Raw genomic sequence first — 23,761 nt, forward strand, 5'->3', positions numbered from 1 at the left:
CATGGATGCAGAATACATAAAAACAGTACTAAAGGCCAACAGAGAGCGCCTTTTTACCGACTATCCTCTGGCATCTCTGGCGTTATTTGGTTCTTATGCTGACGGCACGGCAACGGAAAACAGCGATGTAGATATACTGGTGGAATTCAGACAACCCGTTGGTTTCGAGTTCATTGACTTATCTATAGAATTAGAAAGCCTACTCCAAAAGCCGGTTGATCTGGTAACCCGAAAAGCGATAAAGCCAGCTCTAGTGCCTTACGTTACGCAGCAATTGTACTATGTCTAAGCGATCAGCCTACATTTTGTTGACTGATATGATGGAAGCAATTGATGCCATCAAGGAATATACAGCTGGTTTGGACTATGAGTCTTTTCTAAAAAACAGGATGGCTAGAGATGCCGTTGTCCGAAACGTGCAGGTTTTAGGTGAAGCGGCTAACCGGGTTCCCAAACCGTTTCGTGATCAGCACACAACTATTGAATGGATGCGTATCATTCGCACTCGCCATATCTTGGTACATGACTATTTTGGCCTTGATTACGAAATTATGTGGCGCATAATCACTGTTCATCTACCACCTCTTCAGCAGGCAATTAATTCTATTTTAGACAGTAACCCGCTGGAAGATGCGGATGTTGACCAAATCTGAATCATGCTCACCAAACCACTCGAACAAACCTACTACATCATCGATTTCGACAGTACCTTCACGAAGGTTGAAGCACTGGACGTACTGGGTGAAATCTCACTGACGGGCCGCCCCGACCGGGACGACGTACTGGATCAGATTAAGACAATCACCGACCGGGGTATGTCGGGAGAAATCTCCTTCACGGATTCGCTGATTCTGCGGCTTAACCTGCTCAAGGCGCACAAAAGCCAGCTGCCCGCGCTCGTTGACACGCTGATGGGTAAAATCTCCGATTCGTTTCAACGGAACAGGCAGTTTCTGGCCGAAAACGCCGAGACGATCTATATTGTTTCGAACGGTTTCAAGGAATTCATTGTCCCGATTGTTACCTCGCTGGGTATTCGTGAAGACCATGTCTTCGCTAACACTTTTGTGTTCGACGAAACCGGTTCCATTGTTGGATTTGACACCGAGAATCCATTGTCGGCCAACGGCGGCAAATCACAGGTCATTCGAAACCTGCAACTCGATGGGGAAGTATACGTGATTGGTGACGGATACACGGACTACGAAATCAGAGCCTCAGGACTGGCCAACCGGTTCTACGCGTTCACGGAGAACGTATTGCGCCCCCGCGTGGTGGAGAAAGCCGACCACATAGCCCCGTCGCTGGATGAGTTTTTGTATCACAACAACTTAAGCCGCAGCCAGTCGTACCCCAAAAGCCGGATCAAGGTTCTGCTGCTGGAAAATGTACACCCCATAGCCGTTCAACTATTTGAGCAGGAAGGGTTTAATGTGGAGATACGGAAGGGTGCGCTGGATGAAGATGAACTGATCGAAGCCATCCGCGACGTGTCGATCCTGGGTATTCGGTCGAAGACAAACGTGACGGCCCGCGTGCTGGAACATGCCAACAAACTAATGACCGTTGGTGCCTTTTGCATCGGTACCAACCAGATTGATCTGGATGCCTGTACCGAGAAAGGTATTGCCGTCTTTAATGCGCCCTACAGCAATACCCGCTCGGTGGTTGAACTGGCCATTGGCGAGATTATCATGCTGATCCGGAGCATTGTTCCGAAGAGTAATATGATGCACCAGGGCGGTTGGGACAAATCGGCCAAAAACAGCTTTGAGGTACGTGGCAAGAAACTCGGTCTGGTGGGCTACGGCAACATCGGAACCCAGTTATCGGTCGTAGCGGAAGCCCTGGGGATGGAGGTTTACTTTTACGATATCGTGGATAAGCTGGCGCTGGGGAATACCCGGAAATGCAAGACTCTGGACGAACTGCTGGCGATTGCCGATATCATCAGTCTCCACACCGACGGGCGCAAGGAAAACAAAAACCTGATCAGCTACCGCGAATTTGGGTTGATGAAGAACGGCGTTATCTTCCTCAACCTCTCCCGCGGTCACATTGTCGATATTCCGGCGCTGGTAGATGCCATTGAGCGGGGTAAAATTGCGGGTGCCGGTGTTGACGTGTTCCCTCAGGAGCCCAAAACCAATAATGAGGAATTCATGAATGCCCTGCGCAACCAGCCCAATGTCATCCTGACGCCACACATTGGTGGTAGCACCGAAGAAGCCCAGGCCAACATTGGCAACTTTGTGCCGAACAAGCTACTCGAATACATCAACAATGGAAGCACGTACGGTAGTGTAAACTTCCCCGAGCTGCAACTCCCCTTGTTGAAAGGAGCGCACCGGCTGTTACACATTCACGCCAACGTTCCGGGTATTCTGGCCAAGATGAACACTATTTTTGCCAAATACCACATCAACATCCACGGCCAGTACCTCAAAACAAACGAGAAAATTGGCTACGTAATCACCGACGTCGACAAGGAGTACGCTGACGAGGTGGTTGAGGAACTAAAGGACATTGACAATACCATCAAGTTTAGACTATTATATTAAAGGGAGAAAGAGTGAGCGAGTGAAAGAGCGGCTGAACACTCTTTCACTCGCTCACTCTTTCTCCCTTTCTCTCTCTAAAAATGAAAAACACGTACTTTACCCCCGGCCCGGCCGAACTCTACCCGACCTTTTCTCAACATCTGCAACAGGCAATGGATGAGCAGATCGGCTCCATTTCGCACCGGAGCCAGCGGTTTCGGGACATTTACAAATTTGCCGATGAACAGCTGCGAACGCTGTTGAACATTCCCGCTACCCACGGCATTTTCTTTACGGGTTCGGCGTCGGAGGTGTGGGAACGTGTGCTTCTGAACTGTGTAGAACACGAGAGTTTTCACCTTGTGAATGGTTCATTCTCGCAAAAATTCTACGACTACGCCAATTCGCTTCACAAGCATGCCCACGTTCTGGAGAAACCATTCGGGGAAGGTTTCGACGCGGCTGAAATTGAGATACCGGCCTACGCAGAACTGGTTTGCCTTACCCACAACGAGACCTCGTCGGGTGTGCAGATGCGGACGTCTGAAATACATAAGCTCAAACGCAAATACCCTAAAAAGCTGTTTTGCGTCGATATTGTCTCATCGGCTCCCTTTCCGGATCTGGATTTCAGCCTGATTGATTCCGCGTTTTTTTCAGTTCAGAAAGCGTTCGGTATGCCTGCCGGACTGGGGGTCTGGATCGCCAGTCAGACCTGTCTGGCCAAAGCCGAACGGTTGCAAAAGAGCGATGCCCTGACCATTGGCGCGCACAACACGCTGCCGATGCTCTGGAAACACTACAGCACATTTGAGACGCCCGCCACGCCAAACGTAGTGTACATTTATATACTCGGTAAAATTGCCGAAGACTTCAATCGGATCGGCATTGATACCATCCGGAAACAAACCGAAGAAAAAGCCCGGATGCTGTACAAATTCCTGGAGAGCTCCGCTTCTTTTGAGCCCTTTGTCAAACAGGAGCGCCATCGTTCGCAAACGGTTATCGTAGCCAGTGTTGGGTCGGCGGGGCAGCCCCAGTCATCGGCCGACGTCATTTCAGCAGCCAAATCAGCAAACATGATCGTTGGGAGTGGCTACGGTAAATTTAAGGATTCACAAATCCGGATCGCTAATTTTCCGGCGACATCTGCGGAACAGATTGGCTCTTTGATTGATCAATTGCAGAAATAAGGACACTGTCATTTATAGTTTTTGCACACGCCTTTTCACTTTTGAGAAGGCGTTGTTTTTTAGGGCCGTTTCCGCTTAGTCTGACTCATCGACAAACCTTCTCTGGGCTTTGTGGTTAATAGAACGATGTTTTTATGGTATTAACTCAACGACGATGAAGAAATTACTTACAACTGTAACGCTCCTGACTAGCTTAAGTATTTGTGCCATGGCGCAGAACAGGTCAGACTCAAGCAGAACCGGGCGGCCAATGATTGATGAAAAAACAAAACAGGATGTTCGGCAGAAAGCAGAACAGGCTGGCGAAAAAATGGATGAGGAAATCGACAAATCCATTAGCTACCAGCAGGCAAACCAACTGAGCTGGTTTGAGCCAAACAACCTTTTCGTGGGCGGAGGTATCGGTATGGGTGCCACCAGCGGACAAGTTTATCTGGGCTTGAACACTCGTCTTGGCTACTTCTTTCAGCCAGGTTTTGCGGCTGGTTTGCGTTACGATGCCGATCGTCTCGTCGGGAACAAGTACCACTCCCGGCAAGTAGGCGCTTTTGCCCGGTATTATCCTTTCCGTACGCGTATCAGTAGTTTCGTTGGTGCCAGTTTAAATAGTGGCCGTGAATTTTCGGAAAATACACCCGCTGACACTAAATTCAAATACACAAGTGTAGGGTTGGAAATTGGGGTTATGGCGTGGATATTACACCGGTTGGGCGCTGAGGTTTCGTACGAAAGCAGTTTTTACAATAAGATTGACCCAACGGTTAGCCGCGGTAAAGGTGGCCGTCTGAAGGTTGGTGTTAACTACTACTTTGGCCGGGTTGCTGGTAAAGGGGTTAAACTGGCGCGCTAGTGAATACCGACGAAGAAAATTAGTTTGTATTCACGTAACTGATCTTCGACCAGAACTTACCAAGCCCTTGTTGACAATTGCGAGCCATAGTGCTTTGATTGTTAACAAGGGCTAATGCATTTAAAAGAAGAAGGCGTACTACCCGATGCCCGTTTTGTCATCCAAGCACAAGAAGGCTGACAACTAAACCAATATTACACGTTTTGCAAAAGCTGTCGATGGTGCTCCGTGTGTATACTGGTAAAGTAAATCATTTCTCGAACGGTTAGTTTACCTAGAACCGGATGGGGAATGCAGTACTCATCAAGCTCGTCTGTTGACCAGTTTTTAACGGCATCCATAAGTGATTGATAGATAGCATGAAACCGCTCTGACAAATCACCACGGCTTATTTTCATATCTTCTTCGCGGGGCGACATCACGGCGGGCGCTTTGACACCCGTTGCCAGCACAGTTTGGTAGGCAGATCGTATCTCGTGGTACGATCGGGACGGCCTATTGGCCCTGCCCCATTGATCCAACCCCTCGCGGGGGCCAGCCAACAGACGTGCTACCGGCCGGGCCGACAGATACAGATGTTGCATAACTTCCGCAACCGACCATTTACCGTCGGGATGCGCCCAAAACTGCTCATCGGTTAAGTGGTTGGTCCAGTTACTAAACGATTGACTGGCTGTATCCAATTGACGTTGACTATTCATTGGCTCTGTTTCCATTCTTCTACGCTTTAGATTGACGCATTGGTTTTCGTTTGCAAACGTCCTGTATCGATGCAATTATACCATTTTCGTAAAGATTATGGCGCTAAGTATTGCCAATTCTCAGCGGGTATAAGAAGGTGCCTCCTCGGATTCTCCAGTCAGAAACAAGTTATAAATCAGAAATAAACTATTTATCAATCGCTTAATAGACAACAAGTTACGATCAATATCATTTTGTACATAGGGATTCATCTGACGTGATTACGTGTTATACATACAGAGAACAGCTGTTCTTCTCGACTTCATCGCTGTTCTCTTTCTACTCCGTTATGACGACCGACTTATTTGAAAAACCAGTTGCCGAACCCCTCCTTAAATCAGCCCGTCTTTGGTTGCCCAAACGTGTTGTTTTTACGGCCGATGCGTTGAAAGAATCTTTTGGGCAGGCTATGTACGAGCGGATTGCCGCCCTCAATTTACCGATTGAGATTGCCAAAAATAATCGCATCACGGGTTTACGGGGAGCCGATGAGCGGGAAACATACCGCATCGCTAAAAACACGCTGGCGGTAGTCAATGCGCCACCCAGCGCCTTCCGCTTACAACCCATTCCCCCCTCGGCCGACTGGCAAATGAACCTGGCCGAAGGCTGCCCGGCTCACTGTCAATATTGCTATCTGGCAGGCAGCCTGGCTGGTCCGCCGGTTGTACGCGCCTATGCTAACCTCCCCAAGATGCTGGCGAACACGGCCACGTACGAAGGGACTTACCCACCCAACCGCACCTGGCAAAAACAGGCCAATGGGTCGGCTGCTGCTGCTCGGCCCACCACGTTTGAGGTAAGCTGCTACACCGATGTGCTGGGCATCGAGCATCTGACGGGTAGTATGGCCGAGTGTATCCGGTATTATGGCACCCGTTCAATGGGCGAGTTACGCTTTGTAACCAAGTACGATCAGATTGATAGTCTCCTCGATCTACCCCACCAGGGGAACACCCGCGCCCGGATAAGCCTCAATGCTGATACGGTAGCCCGCCGACTCGAAGGGGGCACGGCCTCCGTAGAAGCCCGGTTGCAGGCCATTCGCAAGCTGGCCCTGCCTAAAGACCTGGGCGGGGGCGGCTACCCTGTCGGGCTGGTCATTGCCCCCATTATGGCCATACCCAACTGGCGTGAACACTATACGGCTCTCCTTGACCGGATTTCTGAGGTGCTTGATTTTAGCCCCCTGGACATGAACGTGGAATTCATCACCCACCGCTTTACACCTGGCTCCAAAGATGTGCTGTTGCAGTGGTATCCGAATACCTCGCTTGACCTGGACGAGGCAGGACGCGCCGAAAAGCGGAATAAATTCGGAGGTACCAAGTACGTATATCGCCCTGAAGAAATGAAGGAAATGAAAGCGTTTTTCTATGCCGAATGGACAAAGCGGTTCCCGAGTGCGCCAATACTTTATTGGACTTAGTGACCCGGTCAGAGCCGTACATCGCCAGGCGTATGCTCAAATTGACTTCGCGCAGAATTTTGCCAATGCGCTGAAAATGGTAAATTTGACTGTACGTATCAGACAGTACCTGACACCTGATACGCACCAAACAACCAAACAAGCATCTCTGTCCCTGTTGACTTAAACCATGAAGAACCTACTGCTTACCACCCTGCTCGTTGCGTCGTCATTTGGCGTGTTTGCCCAAACGGATATGAGTTACCACGGCAAAAAAATCACGCCAACGGGGGCCATTCCGGCTACCGAACTAACAGCTAAAATGGCCGACAAAACCGAAATGCCAGCGAAAGTAGAAGGCACGGTTGAGTCGGTTTGTAAAGTGAAAGGCTGCTGGATGAAGGTTAAGACCGGCGATGGTCAGACAATGCGTGTGTCGTTTAAGGATTATGGGTTCTTTGTTCCCAAAGACATAGTGGGTAAAACCGTTGTGGTAGAAGGTACGGCCGAAACTACGACTACACCCGTTGCCGACCTGCGCCATTTTGCCGAAGACGCCGGAAAGTCGAAGGAAGAAATCGCCAGAATTACCAAACCCGAAAAAGCACTCACGTTTGTCGCCGATGGCGTGATTGTGAAACAGTAAACAAGCTATTTTGGGAAAGCCGCATATAAAAAAGAAGAAGCCGTAATGAGGTTATTCCTCCTCATTACGGCTTCTTTTGTATGTTCAGACCGGACTTGCGCTGATGTCTGGCTTTATTCAAACTTATACGTATGAATTTCTTCCTCAAAGCAATTTTTTCATCTTTCGTTTTGCTTTTAGTAACGACGAATCTTCTTTACGGACAGCAGGCGGCTGATGTTCGGACCGTTCGGTGGGGATTTACGCCTAAACAGGTCAGGGAAGCTGAACCGACAAAGCCTACGTCTACCAGGAAGGAGAAACTGGTTTACGCCCGAGTTCCTCTGAACGACCGGCTGATGGGCCTTGAGTACGAGTTCAATGGTGATTCGCTACTGTCTGCATCCTACTACTATTACACAACGGCCTCCGTCACCAAGGATGATGTCCTTACCGCTTCCGGCGATCTTGAAAAACAGATGACGGAGAAATATGGTCGCGGAAAAACAGTTCTTCTGGGCGATACCCGAAACATTATCTGGCTTACCCCGCGAACCCAAATCACGCTTTCGGTTGGCAACGTTGACCGGGGATGGTCTGTGGAGCTTGCCTACTTATGCCGCGTTTGTTCGGGCAAACCCTAAAAAGATTCTAAAAACAACCGTTAACCCAGACGAACAGTTTTCGTGGCTCATGTCCTTACGAGCTACCCTATCCGTGAGCCGTGAGGACACGCATAGGGGAAGTAGAAACAGCCCTTTTCAGAAAAATAGCCCGTCAACCAACCACTGACATCTCTTTCTGACCAGGTAACTGCGCTTCTTTCCGTTCGCCAATCTGCTGACGCCACATGGCATAGTATAATCCCTTTTGGGTCAATAGATCGGTGTGTGTACCCTCTTCGGCTACATGGCCCCGTTCGAGTACGAAGATCCGGTCGGCATGCAGAATTGTACTCAGGCGGTGAGCAATCAGGATGGTTATGTGCTGCCGGGAGCCCGACAACTGGCGCACCGTCCTACCGATCTCCTCTTCAGTAAGGGAATCCAGCGCGGACGTAGCCTCGTCAAACACCAGCAAGGCTGGTTTACGCAACAAAGCCCGGGCAATGCTCAGCCGCTGTTTTTCGCCACCCGAAACCTTTACCCCGCCCTCACCAATGACCGTATCGAGACCCTGTGGAGCGCGATCGAGTAATGTGTTGGCAGCGGCCTGATGGAGGGCTGTCAGGCATTCTTCATCCGTAGCGTTGGGAGCAACAAACCGTAAATTCTCGCGAATAGTACCCGCAAAGAGCTGCGTATCCTGCGTAACGAAGCCAATCTGTTCGCGTAACTCATCGAGGTCAATCTCCGATCCAGGAATACCATTGTACAGTATTTGACCCGCCAACGGTGGATAGAGTCCCACCAGCAACTTCACCAGTGTCGTTTTTCCCGAGCCCGATGGTCCCACAAAGGCAACGGTTTCGCCAAGCTTGGCCGTAAAGGAAATACCATCTAAGGCTGGTGCGCTGGCCGTTAGGTGTTTGAATCGTACTCCATCGAAAGCGAGGGTTTGTATTTTGTTGATCGCCCTGGGATGCGCCGGTTTTATATCCCTCGGCGTATCGAGAATCTGCTGAAAATTGGCCAGCGAGGCTTCCGTTTCCCGGTATACGTTGATGATATTGCCTAGCTCCTGCAATGGGCCAAAAATGGCGAATGAATAAATAAAGAGCGAAAAAAACTCCCCGACGGTGATACGCCCCTCCACAACCAGAAACAGCATGAGCAGCATGATGGCGTTGCGAAGCAGGTTTACAAACGTTCCCTGAATAAACGATAGCGACCGGATGTACCGAACTTTCTTCAGCTCCAGCTTCAGAATTTTACCCGTTGTAGCATTCAGACGCTCGGTTTCCTGCTGGGCCAGCCCCAGACTTTTGACCAACTCGATGTTTCGCAGGCTTTCGGTGGTTGAGCCAGCCAGCGCTGTTGTTTCGGCCACAATGTTTTTCTGCACTACCTTGATTTTCTTACTCAGCAGTGAACTCACAAAACCCAGCAGCGGAATCGTCAGGAAGTAGGCAGGGGCAATAGGCCAGTAAACGGTACTGGCGTACCACATCACGAAAATGATGCCAACGACGGACGTAAAGAGCACATTAACAAACGATTGAATCAGCTTTTCAACGTCGGCCCGTACTTTCTGGAGTTTACCCAGCGTTTCCCCCGACCGCTGATCTTCAAATACCTGATAGGGCAGTTCCAGCGAATGTCGTAGCCCATCGGTATAGAGCCGGGCTCCCAGCCGCTGTGTAATGACATTGACGTAATAATCCTGAAAATTTTTGGCAATGCGACTCACCATCGCAACACCCAGCGCCTGGAGGATCAGCAGACCGGCTCCATCGCTCAGAAAACCCCAGAAATTGATGTCCTGTAGTTTACCACCCGGCTTAACAACGTACTGATCAATAATTTTGCGAAAAATATACGGGTCGAGTAAGGAGAAAATCTGGTTGATAGCCGCCAGGAACAGAGCGAGAATCAATAGCCCCCAGTATTGGCGCAGGTAGGAGTAGAGTAGTTTCATAGACAGATTGAGGAGTGATGCCTAATCCAGTTCATCATTATTTGTAGGCATTCGTTGAAGACAGACGTAATTTCGCGCCAGATAATTCCCGGTTGTCCATACGGGCCGGATTTGGAAACACCCAAAGCAAGCCTCTATATTCACCCGGAAATCTCACAAATGCGTTCCAGATAATTTGGCTATACGTTCGACAGCCCGCTGGCTACGTTTACGTTCAACGTTTTCTCAGATTATTCATGATTCTTCTTGTTGATGACAGGCCAGAGAATATCATTCCGTTAAAGAAAATTCTCGAACTACATCACTTTTCGGTCGATACCGCCGAATCGGGTGAGGAAGCATTGAGAAAGGTGCTGAAAACGGATTATGCCGTCATCATCCTCGATGTACAAATGCCCGGTATGGATGGATTCGAAGTGGCCAATGCCATTGCCGGGTTCAGCAAAACAAAAGATACATCCATCATTTTTTTGTCGGCGGTCAACACCGACAAAAAATTCATTACCAAAGGCTATACATCGGGTGGTGTTGACTATCTGACCAAACCCGTCGATCCGGACATTCTGGTTCTGAAAGTTAAAACGCTTCGGAAGTTATACCGGCAGCAGCAGGAGTTACGGGCCACGCAGGACTCCCTTCGGAAAGAAGTAGAGGTACGAAAACAGGCGCAGGAAGCTTTAACCGAGCAAATGCAGGTGTTGCAGAGTATACTGTCCTCCCTGCCTCAAATGGCCTTTACCATCGAGGCCAGTGGTAAAATCGAGTATGTAAACGAGCACTGGTTTCAATACGCAGCCAGTTCATCAACCTTCCCGGAAACTCACCCCGACGACGATATGTATGATGACTGGGCGCAGGCCTTTGCCGCTGAAGAGGAACTGAACCGCGAGGTACGTCTGAAAAGTCTCAACACGGGCGACTTCCGGCACCATCTGTTACGGATCATTCCAATCAGGCAACAGGGTGTACTGAGCCGGTGGATTGGCACGTTTACGGACATTCATCCGCAGAAACAGGCCGCCGAACTGCTGGAGCAACAAGTGGCATTACGAACAAGTGAACTTACGCTTAAAAACACCGAACTGGAGCAAACCAACCACGAATTGCAGCAATTTACCTGGGTCGTATCGCACGATTTGAAAGAACCCCTCCGGAAAATACAGTTGCTGAACGATACCATCAAGGAAAAGTACCTCAAAGAAAACCCCGACGCCGTTTCGTACCTCGACCGATCCATCCGGTCGTCGGCGCGCATGTCTACCCTTATCAATGACCTGCTCGCTTATTCCCAACTCTCCGTCCCGGAAGCCTTTCAGCCAACGAATCTCAATACGCTACTGGACGAACTCATCCTGGACTTTGACGATGCTCTACAGCGAAAGGGAGCCGTTGTAAACGTTGGGCCATTACCGTTCATTGATGCCATTCCGACGCGTATGCGGCAAATTTTCCAGAACCTGATCAGCAACGCCCTCAAATTTTCGAAAGAATCGGTGCCGCCCGTTATAACCATTCAGGCCGAACGAATTGATACCAAGGCCATTGACGGCAACCCCTGCCCTACGGGACCTTTCTGCCGGATTATCGTTCAGGACAATGGTATTGGCTTCGACGAGAAATTTCTGAGTCGTATTTTCGTCATTTTCCAGCGGCTTCATACCAAAGCGCATTACGAAGGCACCGGCATCGGCCTCGCCATCGCCAAAAAGAATATCGACAAACACCACGGCCTTATTTCAGCCCAGAGCCGGATTGGCGAGGGAGCCCGTTTTATCCTGGTTTTACCGGTCAGTCAAACCAGCCTGGTATCTGCTACCTAGACCGTGATTAATCCATTCCTCATGCCAAAAAAGACGACAAACTCGGTTATACGACAACTACAATCCGTTTTTACCCTTTCGACACTGCTGCTGCTGATCAGCCTTACGGCCTCCTATTACAGCATTCAGCAGCTTATTCGTAACTCCGAACTGGTTAACCACACCAACCAGGTACTAATCGAAGCGGAAAACATTATTTCTACGGCCAAGGATGCCGAAACGGGGCAGCGTGGGTTTTTATTTACGCTCGATCCGCTTTTTTTACAACCCTATATCGGCAGTCTGGAGAAGGTAGAAACCAGTCACGATCGCCTGGTCGAGCTAACCGCCGATAATCCATCTCAGAAAAGACACCTTGCCCAGATAAAGGCGCTGTATAAGGCCAAGTTCACGCAGATGCAGCGAATCATTGATCTGGCCAGACAGAACAAATCGTTTCTGCGCGACACGGTGGCCCGTCATAAAGAAATGGTGCGGGGCAAGCAAATCATGGACGACCTGCGGGTGGTGGTGGCCCAGACAAAGATGGACGAAAATGCCTTGTTGCAGGAGCGTCTCAAGCAGCAGGAACTGTACATCGTCTATACCCCTTTTCTGCTGGTCATTGCCGCCCTCGTCTCCATCCTGATTACGGCATTTACGTACCTTCGGATCAAGAAAGACCTCGAAGACAGGCTGAGACAACAATTGCTGGCCGAAGAAAACTACATTGAAACGACGGGGCGCATTGCCCTCATGGAAGACGTTACCCAGGAAATTGCCGGGGGTGATTATTCGGCGCGGAGTCTGGACACCAGCGACGATGACCTGGGCCGCATTGCGAAGGCACTGAATCAGATGGCCAACGCCCTTCAGCAGACGTTCCGGGATTTGACAGACAGAAACTGGCTTCAGGCCGGTACGGTCAAACTAAGCGAAGCCATTCGGGGGGAAAAAGACGTAAGTCGGCTGGCTACCCGCCTGATCGACACGATTGCCGAGTACACAAGCGCCCCACTGGGCACCCTCTACCTGCTTGATCGGGAAGGTACATTCACGCTGGCGGGTAGTTACGCGGCTCACCAGGTGCCCGTTTCTATTCAGGCTGGCGATGGGCTCATTGGGCAGGCCATTGATCGGAAGAAGACCATTCTTGTGCAGGATATTCCGGCGGAATACAGCCAGATAACGTCTTCGCTGGGACAGGTTCGACCAACGGCGCTGGTTATCGTCCCCCTCATTTACGGCGATATGTGCCTTGGCGTTCTCGAACTTGGGCTCCTTAAAAAGCCGACTACGCTGGAGTTGGACTTCCTGGAGCAGAACCGGGAAATTATGGCGATTGGTCTCAACTCCGCGCTTGACTACCTGCGGTTGCAAAATTTCCTGGAAGAGACACAGGCACAGGCCGAAGAATTGCAGGCTCAGCATGCAGAAATGGAAAACCTGAATGCCGAACTCGAAATGCAGGCCCAGAAACTACAGGCATCAGAAGAAGAATTGCGGGTTCAGCAGGAGGAACTCCAACAAACCAATGCCGAACTTGAAGAGCGGGGCATGCTGCTGGAAGAAAAAAATGACGAGATTCAGAAGAAAGCCGATGAACTGGAGCTGACGACACGGTACAAGTCGGAGTTTCTGGCGAATATGTCCCACGAACTGCGGACGCCCCTCAACTCCATTTTGCTCCTCAGCCGGTTACTGGCCGAAAATCACGAAAACTCGCTTTCCAGGGATCAGGTCGAGTATGCCCGTGTCATCCAGTCGTCAGGGAACGGGTTACTGGGGCTAATTGATGAGATTCTCGATCTGTCGAAGATCGAAGCCGGACAGATGACACTTGACTATCAGAATGTTGCGGTTGCCGAAATTACGGACGAGCTGCAATCGCTGTTCGGAATCATGGCCAGGGAGAAAGGACTGGCGTTCACCATTGATGTAGAAGCAGGCGTTCCTGCCGTCATTCATACCGACCAAATGCGGCTGGGCCAGGTGCTCAAGAATCTGCTCGCCAACGCGCTTAAATTTACGGCAGCGGGCAGCGTTTCGCTCACCGTCAAACGGCAGCAGGGGCAACCGGACGACAAACTCTGTTTCCTTGTTAAGGATACGGGAATTGGCATCGCCCCCGAAAAGCAGCCACTCGTTTTTGAAGCCTTCCAGCAGGCAGATGGGTCTACCAAACGGAAATACGGTGGCACTGGTCTGGGTCTGTCCATCAGCCGCGAACTGGCCAAGCTCCTGGGGGGCGAAATTACACTAACCAGCCAGATAAACGAGGGTTCAGCGTTTACCGTACTCATTCCCATTTCAGGTACGCACCTGGCCCTCGCATCCGGAGTACCTCATAATCAGCAGCCTGTTCCGAATGTTGGCTCTTCACATACCATAGCCATGACGCCTACGTTTAAGCCCCACCCAACGAATTCAGCCACCGCTCAGGCACCGGCTGAATTGCCGGGTGAGAAGTACATCAGCACCACCATTCCGGATGCCATTCCCGACGATCGTGACTCGATAACGGAAAACGACAAGACAATCCTTATCGTAGAAGACGATACAAATTTTGCCAAATCGTTGCTTGACTATACCCGGAAGAAGGGCTACAAGGGTATCGTGGCGGTTCAGGGTGACGAAGGTCTCAGGCTGGCGGCCGCCTACAACCCCCTAGGCATTCTGCTGGATATTCAGCTTCCGGTAATGAGTGGCTGGCAGGTGATGGATGCCCTGAAAGCCAACCCACAGACCAGACCCATTCCTGTGCACATCATGTCATCGCACAAGATGAAAAACGAGAGCCTGTTGAAAGGGGCCATTGACTTTGTCGACAAACCGGTAGCCTTCGAGCAGCTTCACGAAGTCTTCAAGAAGATAGAATATGTCCTGAATCGGGAGGCCAAAAAGGTGCTGATTATTGAAGATAACGCCAAGCACGCCAAGGCCCTTGCCTATTTCCTGGAAACGTTTAACATCACGTCGGAACTGAAAAACAATATTTCCGAGGGCGTCGATGCCCTGAAGAATAAGGAAGTAGACTGCGTGATTCTGGACATGGGCATTCCAAACGCAAATGCCTACGAAGCGCTGGAGGAAGCCAAGAAAAACCCGGGACTGGAATCCGTACCGATCATCATTTTTACCGGCAAAAGCCTGTCGATGTCGGAAGAACTGAAAATCAAGAAGTACGCGGACTCGATCATTGTCAAGACAGCTCATTCTTACCAGCGCATGATCGACGAAGTATCGTTGTTCCTGCATCTTGTTGAGGAAAACAAACAAACGACCGACAAAACCAGCGTTTCGAAAAAACTCGGGGCTTTGGGTCAGGTACTTAATCAAAAAACGGTACTGGTTGCCGACGACGATGTGCGTAATATCTTCTCGCTCTCAAAAGCCCTTGAACAGTACAACATGAAGGTTGTAGCCGCGCTGGACGGGAAAGAAGCGCTGCAAAAACTGGACGAAAACCCCGCCATCGACATTGTGCTGCTCGACATGATGATGCCCCAGATGGATGGTTACGAAACGGCACAGAAAATCAGGGAACATTACCAGTGGAAGAACCTGCCGGTTATTGCCGTAACGGCCAAAGCCATGACTGGCGACCGCGAAAAATGCATTCAGGCTGGTGCGTCCGATTACATCACCAAACCGGTTGATATTGATCAGCTTGTGTCCCTACTGCGCGTTTGGCTCTACGACAGAAAATAAGTAAACAACGGCTGAAACCCGCCAGGGCTTCTTTATATCCGAATACTGGAACAATTAACAAAATGGACAAAAAACGGGTATTAATCATCGACGATGATCCCAGAAATATTTTTGCGCTTAAGGCGACCCTTCAGGCGAAATCATTCGTCTGTATGGCCTGCAATAGCGCCCGGGAAGCCATCGACCTGTTACGAACAGACGAAGTCGTTGACGCGATTCTCATGGATATGATGATGCCCGAAATGGACGGTTATGAAGCCATTCCGCATATTAAAAACCTGGTCAACCGAACCGATACGCCCATTTTTGCCGTAACGGCTCAGGCCATGCCAGGCGATCGGGAAAAGTGCCTGCGGGCAGGCGCAACGGATTACATAGCCAAGCCCATCGACGTGGACCGGCTGGTGTTGCTGCTATCGACTATCTAACAAACCACCATGATTGAGGAGAATGAAGTAGATCTTTTATTAACCGATCTGCTCGACCTGTACGGGTACGACTTCACCCACTATTCGAGGGCGTCTTTAAAGCGCCGGATTAATCGCATAGTACTTTTAGACAAGTTTCCGGGCTTCGCCGAGTTGAGTTACCGGATTCGGTCAGACACAATTTACGTAAAACGCTTCGTTCAGGAAATTACGGTCAACGTAACTGAAATGTTTCGGGATCCGCAGTTCTACAGAATTCTACGAACCGAAGTCTTACCCACATTAGCTGCTAAGCCGTTTATCAGAATCTGGCACGCTGGCTGCTCCACGGGTGAAGAAGTTTTTTCCATGGCGATTTTGCTTCAGGAAGCCAACCTGCTTCACAAATCGTTACTCTACGCAACGGATCTGAATCCGGAAGTGCTGGAAGCGGCCCGAAAAGGCATTTTTACGCTGGCCCCAATGAAACAGTATTCAGAAAGCTACATTCAATCCGGCGGCATTCACGATTTTTCATCCTACTACACGGCCCATTACGGGTACGTTAAGTTTCGCGATGACCTTTCCGAAAAAATGGTTTTTTCAACCCATAATCTGGTATCCGACCGGTCGTTCAATGAGTTTGATCTGATTATTTGCCGGAATGTACTGATCTATTTTGACAAAGCGCTTCAGCAGCGGGTTATGAGCCTGTTCGATGAAAGTCTCGCACCATTGGGCTACCTGGCGCTGGGTGCTAAAGAAACCTTGAAATTCTCGACAATACAGCCACGATTCAAACAAGTAGGGACTGAAAAGATATGGCGGAAAGTAAACTAATTCCTTCATGTGAAGCCGTTGTTATTGGGGGCTCTACCGGTAGTATTGAAGTGCTACTTAGCCTGCTGCCCCAGTTACCGACACCCTTATCGTTTGCACTCATTATTGTGGTGCACCGCAAAAACACGGCCGACTCGACCCTGGCCAATTTATTCGCACTCAAGACAAACAACCCACTTGTCGAAGTAGACGATAAAGATGTCATTAAGCCCGGCAGCATCTACCTGGTCCCCGCCGACTACCACCTGCTGATTGAACAAAACAAAGTAGCCGCGCTCGACGATTCCGAAAAAGTCAACTACAGCCGCCCTTCCATTGACGTCACCTTCGAGTCAGCCGCCGACGTATATGGACCCGCTTTAGTCGGTATCCTGCTATCCGGCGCCAACGCCGATGGTAGTCTGGGCATGAGCGCCATAAAAAGAGCAGGAGGTACGTTAGTAGTGCAGAAACCTGAAACGGCGCTGGTCGGGTTTATGCCGCAACAGGCGATGCTGATGAACGAAGTCGATTACGTGCTGGATGTACCCGGTCTTGCTTCCTTTTTAAATGAATTGAGTGGCAATCACTAAGCAGTGCTTTTCTAACTTTGCGTTATACTATTAACCCCTAAAATCAAGCTAATCAGCTTCCTACGAACTACTGATTCGTCTTCTCTGAAGCCCAATAAAATCACAAAGCGAAATCAATTGGTCATTTCAATAAAAATACAGAACGGGTATCCAAGCAATTATTTTGTTTTTATTTTTTCGTATATGTATCTTTATTATTTATTATAATAAAAAATAGTAAATGATAAAATCTTTAACTGGTCGAATATATCTCAGCACTGGGCTCGCTTTTCTGACGGTACCCGTTATCATTCTACTTTACTTTAGTGCTTTTCGCCGACACGACGCGCTGTTAACTCTCTCTACACAAATTGAGACAATTACGGAACGTCTGGCAAGCCTCGAAGTATCTTTACTGGAGCTAAAGACCACGCCTTTACAGGCAGCAACGGTAATAGCCGCTCCCAAATCACCTTCGTATCTCATAGCCGTATCGACCATTGAGCGGAACCTGAGTGAGCTAAGGCGCTTACTCGCTTCCGAACCGTCGCAGTTTAACCGCTTCAATCAGGTCGAGAAACGGACAAGGGCTTATCTGTCAGGCAATACCAGCCAACTCGATACCATTCGTGAACAGTTGAACCAGATCAACCAGCAGGCACGGCACGGCTTGCTGGTAAGGCAGAAGGAAGAAGCCGATACCGATTACATGGAGGAGTGTGCCATGTGGGTTGCGGTTCTGGTGGCAGTCGTTAACATTGCTATTTTAATCCTGGTCATTTTTGGCGAGTTCAGAAAACGTCGGCGGGCCGAACGCGAGATAAAGGAAAACCTCACGAAGCTGCAAATCTATAACCAGGAGAGTGAAGAACGAAACTGGCAACTCACTGGTTTGTCGGCTATTAGCCAGAGTTTGCAGGATCAGGACAGCCCCCAGGATATAGCCAGAAACATTATCACAACCCTGGCCGATCACCTCGACTTACCGGCAGGGGCCGTTTACCTGTTCAATGCAGGTGAGCGTCGGTTGGAGCGCGTTGCTGCCATCGGACTACCGGCCGATGTGTCGTGCTCGTTCGGGTTGGATGAGGGGCTGGTGGGTCAGGCCAGCCAGGGGCAAAAAATTCTGACGGTCAATCAGGTACCAGCCGAATACTGGGAACTGAAATCGGGTAGCGGAGAAGCACAGCCGGGCCAACTGGTACTGGTTCCGCTCTGGTATCGGAAAAACCGGGAACTGATTGGCGTGCTCGAACTGGCTGCCTTCCGAACGCTGGAGCCCACCGTTATAGCCTTGCTCAAGCGCCTGATGGAGCCATTGGCCGTAGCCATTAACTCGGCGCAAACGCACGTACAGGTACGAGCCCTCCTGGAGAAGGTACAGCAGCAGAACGATCTGGTAGCCAGTCAGCAAGAAGAACTTCGCCAGTCGAACGAATCGCTTATGCGACAGGCTCAAAGCTTACAGGAATCAGAGGAAGAACTGAAAGTACAACAGGAAGAACTCCGGCAGATCAATGCGGAACTGGTTGAGAAAAATGAAACGGTCGAAATTTCCCGGCAGTCACTTTCCCTGAAGGCGCGTGAACTGGAGGTGAGCAGTCAATACAAATCGGCCTTCTTAGCCAACATGTCGCACGAATTGCGAACCCCGCTCAATAGCGTGCTCATTCTGGCGAAACTGCTGGCCGACAATAAATCCAATAACCTGACAACAAAGCAAATCGAGTACGCCAACGTCATTCATAAATCGGGAAATGACTTGCTGGGGCTTATCAACGACATTCTGGATCTGGCTAAAATCGAGGCAGGACATATCGACGTACAGCAGGAATCGGTTTCGGTGAAAAGTGTCGTTCGGGACCTGAGTCAATTATTTACGGTGGTAGCCGAAGAGAAAAAAGTACAGCTCATCACAACCGTTCATGAATCAGTCCCGAAAGAAATAACAACCGATCGGCTGCGGCTTGGGCAAATCCTTAAGAATCTGTTATCTAACGCGTTTAAGTTTACGCCGACCGATGGCCGTGTTACGCTGAACTTCGCCATGGCCTCTAACAGGTCGCTCAGTCGGCAGGAACTTCGCCAGGAAAACGCCCTGCTGGCCATTTCGGTTTCGGATACGGGAATCGGCATTCCAGCCGATAAGCAGCAACTCATTTTCGAAGCTTTTCAACAGGTTGATGGGTCGACAAGTCGTAAATACGGCGGAACGGGTCTGGGTTTATCCATCAGCCGGGAACTAATCAAACGCCTGGGAGGTGAAATTACCGTTCAGAGTGAAGAAGGCGTCGGAAGCACCTTTACAATCTGGTTGCCGCCTTCAGGCACCGATTCGCAGCCCACCGAATCTGCCCAGACCAAAGCGGATAGGGCTTACTGGAGTGCCTCGGCCAGTACGACCAGCCAACCAATGCCCGTCGTGCAGCAAAATGCCGTTGCCGATGACCGAGACAGCATTACCAAAGGCGATAAGGTGATGCTCATTGTCGAAGATGATGTCCGTTTTGCCAGCATCGTCCGCGACTTCTCCCGGTCAAAAGGATACAAGACACTCGTTGCCTTACAGGGCGACGAAGGCCTGATCTACGCCCGTCAGTACGAACCGACGGCCATTATCCTCGACCTGCAATTGCCTGTACTCGACGGCATCAGCATCCTCAGAATTCTGAAAGATGATGTACACCTGAAGCACATTCCGGTTCATGTCATATCAGCCAGCGACGAGCCCAAACAGGCACTGCCGGGGGCCCTGGCGTATCTACAGAAACCGTTGAAAAAGCAGGATCTGGATGATGCCTTTGCCCGGATCAGCGACCGCATTACGGAGCAGATAAAAAACGTGCTGGTTCTCTCCGGCGACTATCTGCCCAACAATTCATTGACCAAACTCATTAACGAACGGCATTTCGACATCACCTGCGATTACGCGGCACTGGACGAAAAAGCGCTTCAGCGCGTGCATGATAAGGGGTATGACTGTGTGATCGCCGATATTGGCAAAAATCTGGAACAGGGCATTCATACATTACGCCAGCTCCAGGATGCCATGGACGATAACCAGATTCCGGTTATTATTTACCTGGATAATGAACTGTCCAGTTTCGATGAATTACAACTAAAAAAACTATCGGATACCGTCGTGCATGACTCCGTTCAGGCAAAGGACCGGCTTATGGATCAGCTGGAACTGTTTCTGTATAAAGTACAGGAGCGAAACGTAGTGGACCCGCTACCTGCGTCCGAAGAACAACCCGCGCCGGTTCAGGCAGACTGGGCAGGGAAAACCGTGTTGCTCGTTGATGATGACATGCGTAACGTATTCTCCATCAGCACCTTGCTGGAAGAACAGCACTTAACGGTCATTACCGCCAGCGATGGTCAGGAAGCCCTCGACACCCTGAACGAGCACCCCCAGCTAGACCTGGTTCTGATGGACATTATGATGCCGGTCATGGATGGTTATGAAGCCACCCGACGGATTCGGATGGATAACCGATTCACCGATTTGCCCATCATTGCGCTCACGGCCAAAGCCATGCCCGGCGACCGCGAAAAGTGCCTGGAAGCCGGCGCGTCCGATTATATCACCAAACCGCTCGACATTAACCAGTTGCTGGAGCGGATGCACAACTGGATACCGGCATGATCACAAAACCTGATTGTCAACTGAGTACGGCTGAGCTGGACGAGATTCTGACACTGGTGCGAGTCGTGTACGGCTATGATTTCACCAATTATGCCCAGGCGTCGCTCAAACGCCGAATCCTGCGCTGTATGAGTCTGGTCAATATTCAAACGGTGTTTGCACTCCGGTTCCAGCTAGCCAACGATGCGGCATTTTTTGCCTGGTTTTTGCAGACAATTATGGTGAACGTAACCGAAATGTTTCGTGATCCACCTTTTTACACTACGCTGCGGGAAAAGGTTTTACCCTTACTGGCTTCGTACCCCATCATCAAAATATGGCACGCGGGCTGCTCCACGGGCGAGGAGGTTTATTCGATGGCAATTCTGCTGAAGGAAGCCAGCCTACTGGAACGCTGCCGGATTTACGCAACCGACCTCAATGGAGCCAATCTGGAAAAGGCCCGGCTGGGCCACATGCCAACGCAAATGATGAGCGAGTATGCCCTCAACTATAAACAGGCCGGTGGCAAAACAGACTTTTCGTCTTATTACACGGTGCACGGTGACCACGTTGTTATGAATAAGAATTTGAGAGACTCAATCCTGTTCGCTCAGCACAACCTGGTGACTGACCGCGTCTTCAATGAGTTTCAGTTGGTTTGTTGCCGCAATGTGCTTATCTACTTCAACAAAGATTTACAGAACCACGCCATCCGACTTTTTCACGACAGCCTGGCTTCACTGGGCTATCTGGCTATCGGATCGAAAGAATCGCTTCTGTTTACAGACCTGCAAAGTCAGTTTGAACCCGTTAGCGCCGAAAACAAAATTTTTCGCCGTACTCGTTAGTACGCACGTAAGCATACCGTTCTCATTATCCGTCCAGACATTCCTCGTTTCGTCCCAAATCATACATGCCTTTTAGTGGTAAAAACCTGATTAGTACTATATGACGTTTCCTTCTACGAAGCAACCTATTCCATTTACAATCCTTCTGGTCGATGATCGCCCCGAAAATCTCCTTGTCCTGGAGGAGCTTCTGGACAATGGCCATCGGCACTTCATTAAAGCAACATCGGGCAACGAAGCCCTGAAATATGCCCTGAAAAACGATCAGATCGGGCTCATCATGCTGGATGTACAAATGCCCGACATGGATGGATTCGAAGTAGCCAAGTTCCTGAAAACCAACCAGAAAACGCGCGACATTTCCATCATTTTTGTGACGGCCATTAATAAAGATGAGCAGTATGTCATGAAAGGGTTTGAGGAAGGCGCAGTTGATTACCTGTCCAAACCGCTGGACAGCAACGTTACGAAAGCGAAAGTAAACGTGTTTGAACAGTTATGGCTCTACCAGCAGGCCCTGAAGCAGTCAGCGGCTGAGATGGCCACCATTAATAAGCAACTTGAGAAGTTCGTCTATATCGTTGCGCATGACCTTAAGTCGCCCCTTACCGGACTAATATCCCTGTTGCACATAGTTGACGGAATGAATGAGATTCAGCCCATCACCCAACCAGACCTGGCAACCTACATTGCTGATCTGAAAGAAGCCGGGTATCACTTGTCTTCGATGATCAGTACGATTCTGGAGTATTCCCGCCAAAGTGCTGGCCAGCAGATTTCTGAAGAAGTCAATGTGGCTGAACTAGTTACGCAGACCGTTCATAGGCTCTTTCCCCCGAAACACATTCAGGTAACCGTTATTGAGCCGATGCCGGTGCTACTCACTAAAAAAGTGAAGCTCCAGCAGGTGTTTCAGAACCTGTTGAGCAACGCCATCAAGTACAACGACAAAGCACAGGGCCGGGTTGAGGTGGGCGGCACAGAGAAAGGGGATTTCGTTGAATTTTTTGTGCGCGACAACGGGCCAGGTATGACCAGTGAGCAACAGACTAAACTCTTTCGACTTTTTCAGCCGGGCGGCCAGTCGCAGCGGGAAAGCAGTACGGGCGTTGGCCTCAACATCCTTAAAATGCTGGTTGACGAACAGGGAGGCACACTCAGGGTAGTTACAGCGCCGGGAGAAGGGTGTACGGTGCTGTTCAACTGGCGAAAATGATAAGCCAATCACCTCCTTGTTTTCACCATACGGGCAGGCCGCAGACTCTCGTTGATTGACGGTGTTCTGCGGCCTGCCCGTATCAATAAATCAGGCAACATCCAAGGTCGAATGAAGTATGGAATCCTGGTTCGATTTAGTGAATGGCAACTGAGTCAGCAGAGCCCAGTCATATTCAGCGATATGCTGCCTGAGGTAATTTTCCATGGTACCGTAGGTATCTCTAGCGTAGTTTGGATGCAGCCCGTAATACTGCCGTACCCAAACAATGATCCGCTTAAGCCGATGGAGTTTGTTGATCTGAGATTCCAGTTCACCGGAGCCAGCACGACCAGAACAGACCAGAATAGCGCACCGGAACAGTACCCCGACCATTATTTTATGTAATTTCCAGACCATTGCTGTAGTAGACTAAATCAGTTCAATTGCTGTTATGAATAGTGGCTGCTCAACTGTATCTGACGAATTCAGAACAGGTTTATTACACAGACAGCGCATTGTTACTTTTAATAAAATTTAGTAATTAATTATATACAAATATACGTATATAACAATAACAGTTAATCTACCAGCGCAAAAGCCAGGCTAAAAAAAATGCCATCAGGCAGAAAATAAATGGCCTGATAGACGGTGTATAAAAAGCTAACTGTCATTTGCAGCCGTATAATATTGTAGGAAATCAAGGTGACTTGCCCAGAGGAGTAACCTGTTTAATTCGTAAAAGATACCTACAAATCAATAAGCTATAATTTATTTACTTATTAATGTTTCAATAAACTATAAGTTAACTATATTTGAATGTAATCCTCGCATTATCTTATAAA

General features: G+C 49.6%; 19 protein-coding genes. 16 read left to right on the plus strand and 3 right to left on the minus strand.

Translation table 11 applies throughout. From position 1 onward, the window contains the following. The first annotated feature begins 1 nt into the window (after position 1). The 5 genes from ACYU87_RS17555 (at position 2) to ACYU87_RS17575 (ending at position 4,583) form a co-directional block, all read left to right on the plus strand. On the plus strand, positions 2-289 hold the full coding sequence (locus tag ACYU87_RS17555; RefSeq protein WP_461135384.1) for a nucleotidyltransferase family protein: 288 nt from the start codon (positions 2-4) through the stop codon (positions 287-289). Further along, positions 282-653 carry a HepT-like ribonuclease domain-containing protein gene (locus tag ACYU87_RS17560; protein WP_461135385.1) on the plus strand — a complete coding sequence of 124 codons (372 nt, stop codon included), beginning with the start codon at positions 282-284 and terminating at the stop codon, positions 651-653. Before ACYU87_RS17555 ends, ACYU87_RS17560 begins: the two co-directional genes overlap by 8 nt. A 3-nt stretch (positions 654-656) precedes the next feature. After that, a complete protein-coding gene (gene serA, locus ACYU87_RS17565) occupies positions 657-2,561 on the plus strand; it encodes a phosphoglycerate dehydrogenase (protein WP_461135386.1) in 1,905 nt (634 codons plus the stop codon). A gap of 80 nt (positions 2,562-2,641) precedes the next feature. Continuing rightward, positions 2,642-3,733 (plus strand): aminotransferase class V-fold PLP-dependent enzyme, encoded by a 1,092-nt coding sequence (locus ACYU87_RS17570; RefSeq protein WP_461135387.1) that lies wholly within the window; start codon positions 2,642-2,644, stop codon positions 3,731-3,733. A 154-nt stretch (positions 3,734-3,887) separates the two neighbouring features. After that, a complete protein-coding gene (locus ACYU87_RS17575; protein WP_461135388.1) occupies positions 3,888-4,583 on the plus strand; it encodes a hypothetical protein in 696 nt (231 codons plus the stop codon). 194 nt (positions 4,584-4,777) lie between these two features. On the opposite strand, the gene ACYU87_RS17580 is transcribed toward ACYU87_RS17575, so the two are convergent. Then, the gene (locus tag ACYU87_RS17580; RefSeq protein WP_461135389.1) at positions 4,778-5,299 is read right to left on the minus strand and encodes a DinB family protein; all 522 of its coding nucleotides are present in this window, start codon (positions 5,297-5,299) and stop codon (positions 4,778-4,780) included. Between the two features lie 377 nt (positions 5,300-5,676). Here ACYU87_RS17580 and ACYU87_RS17585 point away from each other — a divergent pair, with 377 nt between their 5' ends. From ACYU87_RS17585 to ACYU87_RS17595, 3 genes are all read left to right on the plus strand, one after another. Continuing rightward, positions 5,677-6,753 carry a spore photoproduct lyase family protein gene (locus tag ACYU87_RS17585; protein ID WP_461135728.1) on the plus strand — a complete coding sequence of 359 codons (1,077 nt, stop codon included), beginning with the start codon at positions 5,677-5,679 and terminating at the stop codon, positions 6,751-6,753. Between the two features lie 169 nt (positions 6,754-6,922). Then, complete coding sequence (locus ACYU87_RS17590; RefSeq protein WP_461135390.1) at positions 6,923-7,378, plus strand: DUF4920 domain-containing protein; 456 nt, start codon at positions 6,923-6,925, stop codon at positions 7,376-7,378. 131 nt (positions 7,379-7,509) lie between these two features. After that, entirely contained in the window at positions 7,510-8,001 is a 492-nt protein-coding gene (locus tag ACYU87_RS17595; RefSeq protein ID WP_461135391.1) for a hypothetical protein, read from the plus strand. A gap of 133 nt (positions 8,002-8,134) precedes the next feature. On the opposite strand, the gene ACYU87_RS17600 is transcribed toward ACYU87_RS17595, so the two are convergent. Then, entirely contained in the window at positions 8,135-9,934 is a 1,800-nt protein-coding gene (locus tag ACYU87_RS17600; RefSeq protein ID WP_461135392.1) for an ABC transporter ATP-binding protein, read from the minus strand. 236 nt (positions 9,935-10,170) lie between these two features. On the opposite strand from ACYU87_RS17600, the gene ACYU87_RS17605 reads away from it, so the two are divergent. The 8 genes from ACYU87_RS17605 to ACYU87_RS17640 all read left to right on the plus strand — a co-directional run bounded on the left by ACYU87_RS17605 (position 10,171) and on the right by ACYU87_RS17640 (position 22,937). Next, the gene (locus tag ACYU87_RS17605; protein WP_461135393.1) at positions 10,171-11,754 is read left to right on the plus strand and encodes a hybrid sensor histidine kinase/response regulator; all 1,584 of its coding nucleotides are present in this window, start codon (positions 10,171-10,173) and stop codon (positions 11,752-11,754) included. Positions 11,755-11,775: 21 nt separating this feature from the next. Next, positions 11,776-15,444, plus strand: a complete 3,669-nt coding sequence (locus ACYU87_RS17610; RefSeq protein ID WP_461135394.1) for a response regulator — start codon at positions 11,776-11,778, stop codon at positions 15,442-15,444. A 62-nt stretch (positions 15,445-15,506) separates the two neighbouring features. Continuing rightward, a complete protein-coding gene (locus ACYU87_RS17615) occupies positions 15,507-15,872 on the plus strand; it encodes a response regulator (protein ID WP_461135395.1) in 366 nt (121 codons plus the stop codon). Positions 15,873-15,881: 9 nt separating this feature from the next. After that, positions 15,882-16,691 carry a CheR family methyltransferase gene (locus ACYU87_RS17620; protein ID WP_461135396.1) on the plus strand — a complete coding sequence of 270 codons (810 nt, stop codon included), beginning with the start codon at positions 15,882-15,884 and terminating at the stop codon, positions 16,689-16,691. Continuing rightward, on the plus strand, positions 16,673-17,263 hold the full coding sequence (locus ACYU87_RS17625) for a chemotaxis protein CheB (protein ID WP_461135397.1): 591 nt from the start codon (positions 16,673-16,675) through the stop codon (positions 17,261-17,263). Before ACYU87_RS17620 ends, ACYU87_RS17625 begins: the two co-directional genes overlap by 19 nt. Positions 17,264-17,483: 220 nt before the next feature. Continuing rightward, positions 17,484-20,891 (plus strand): GAF domain-containing hybrid sensor histidine kinase/response regulator, encoded by a 3,408-nt coding sequence (locus ACYU87_RS17630; RefSeq protein WP_461135398.1) that lies wholly within the window; start codon positions 17,484-17,486, stop codon positions 20,889-20,891. Next, positions 20,888-21,721 carry a CheR family methyltransferase gene (locus ACYU87_RS17635; protein ID WP_461135399.1) on the plus strand — a complete coding sequence of 278 codons (834 nt, stop codon included), beginning with the start codon at positions 20,888-20,890 and terminating at the stop codon, positions 21,719-21,721. The genes ACYU87_RS17630 and ACYU87_RS17635 overlap by 4 nt, the downstream gene beginning before the upstream one ends. 100 nt (positions 21,722-21,821) lie before the next feature. Next, complete coding sequence (locus tag ACYU87_RS17640; protein WP_461135400.1) at positions 21,822-22,937, plus strand: hybrid sensor histidine kinase/response regulator; 1,116 nt, start codon at positions 21,822-21,824, stop codon at positions 22,935-22,937. A gap of 90 nt (positions 22,938-23,027) precedes the next feature. On the opposite strand, the gene ACYU87_RS17645 is transcribed toward ACYU87_RS17640, so the two are convergent. Further along, positions 23,028-23,336, minus strand: a complete 309-nt coding sequence (locus ACYU87_RS17645) for a hypothetical protein (RefSeq protein ID WP_461135401.1) — start codon at positions 23,334-23,336, stop codon at positions 23,028-23,030. Positions 23,337-23,761 lie beyond the last annotated feature (425 nt).

The sequence above is a fragment of the Spirosoma lituiforme genome (assembly GCF_054776635.1).

Coding starts and splice junctions, on each gene's coding strand:
- ACYU87_RS17645 (WP_461135401.1), bottom strand. CDS start 23,336: ATGGTCTGGAAATTACATAAAATAATGGTCGGGGTACTGTTCCGGTGC.
- ACYU87_RS17615 (WP_461135395.1), top strand. CDS start 15,507: ATGGACAAAAAACGGGTATTAATCATCGACGATGATCCCAGAAATATT.
- ACYU87_RS17635 (WP_461135399.1), top strand. CDS start 20,888: ATGATCACAAAACCTGATTGTCAACTGAGTACGGCTGAGCTGGACGAG.
- ACYU87_RS17620 (WP_461135396.1), top strand. CDS start 15,882: ATGATTGAGGAGAATGAAGTAGATCTTTTATTAACCGATCTGCTCGAC.
- ACYU87_RS17600 (WP_461135392.1), bottom strand. CDS start 9,934: ATGAAACTACTCTACTCCTACCTGCGCCAATACTGGGGGCTATTGATT.
- ACYU87_RS17580 (WP_461135389.1), bottom strand. CDS start 5,299: ATGGAAACAGAGCCAATGAATAGTCAACGTCAATTGGATACAGCCAGT.
- ACYU87_RS17625 (WP_461135397.1), top strand. CDS start 16,673: ATGGCGGAAAGTAAACTAATTCCTTCATGTGAAGCCGTTGTTATTGGG.
- ACYU87_RS17630 (WP_461135398.1), top strand. CDS start 17,484: ATGATAAAATCTTTAACTGGTCGAATATATCTCAGCACTGGGCTCGCT.
- ACYU87_RS17575 (WP_461135388.1), top strand. CDS start 3,888: ATGAAGAAATTACTTACAACTGTAACGCTCCTGACTAGCTTAAGTATT.
- serA (WP_461135386.1), top strand. CDS start 657: ATGCTCACCAAACCACTCGAACAAACCTACTACATCATCGATTTCGAC.
- ACYU87_RS17605 (WP_461135393.1), top strand. CDS start 10,171: ATGATTCTTCTTGTTGATGACAGGCCAGAGAATATCATTCCGTTAAAG.
- ACYU87_RS17555 (WP_461135384.1), top strand. CDS start 2: ATGGATGCAGAATACATAAAAACAGTACTAAAGGCCAACAGAGAGCGC.
- ACYU87_RS17640 (WP_461135400.1), top strand. CDS start 21,822: ATGACGTTTCCTTCTACGAAGCAACCTATTCCATTTACAATCCTTCTG.
- ACYU87_RS17610 (WP_461135394.1), top strand. CDS start 11,776: ATGCCAAAAAAGACGACAAACTCGGTTATACGACAACTACAATCCGTT.
- ACYU87_RS17595 (WP_461135391.1), top strand. CDS start 7,510: ATGAATTTCTTCCTCAAAGCAATTTTTTCATCTTTCGTTTTGCTTTTA.
- ACYU87_RS17560 (WP_461135385.1), top strand. CDS start 282: ATGTCTAAGCGATCAGCCTACATTTTGTTGACTGATATGATGGAAGCA.
- ACYU87_RS17590 (WP_461135390.1), top strand. CDS start 6,923: ATGAAGAACCTACTGCTTACCACCCTGCTCGTTGCGTCGTCATTTGGC.
- ACYU87_RS17570 (WP_461135387.1), top strand. CDS start 2,642: ATGAAAAACACGTACTTTACCCCCGGCCCGGCCGAACTCTACCCGACC.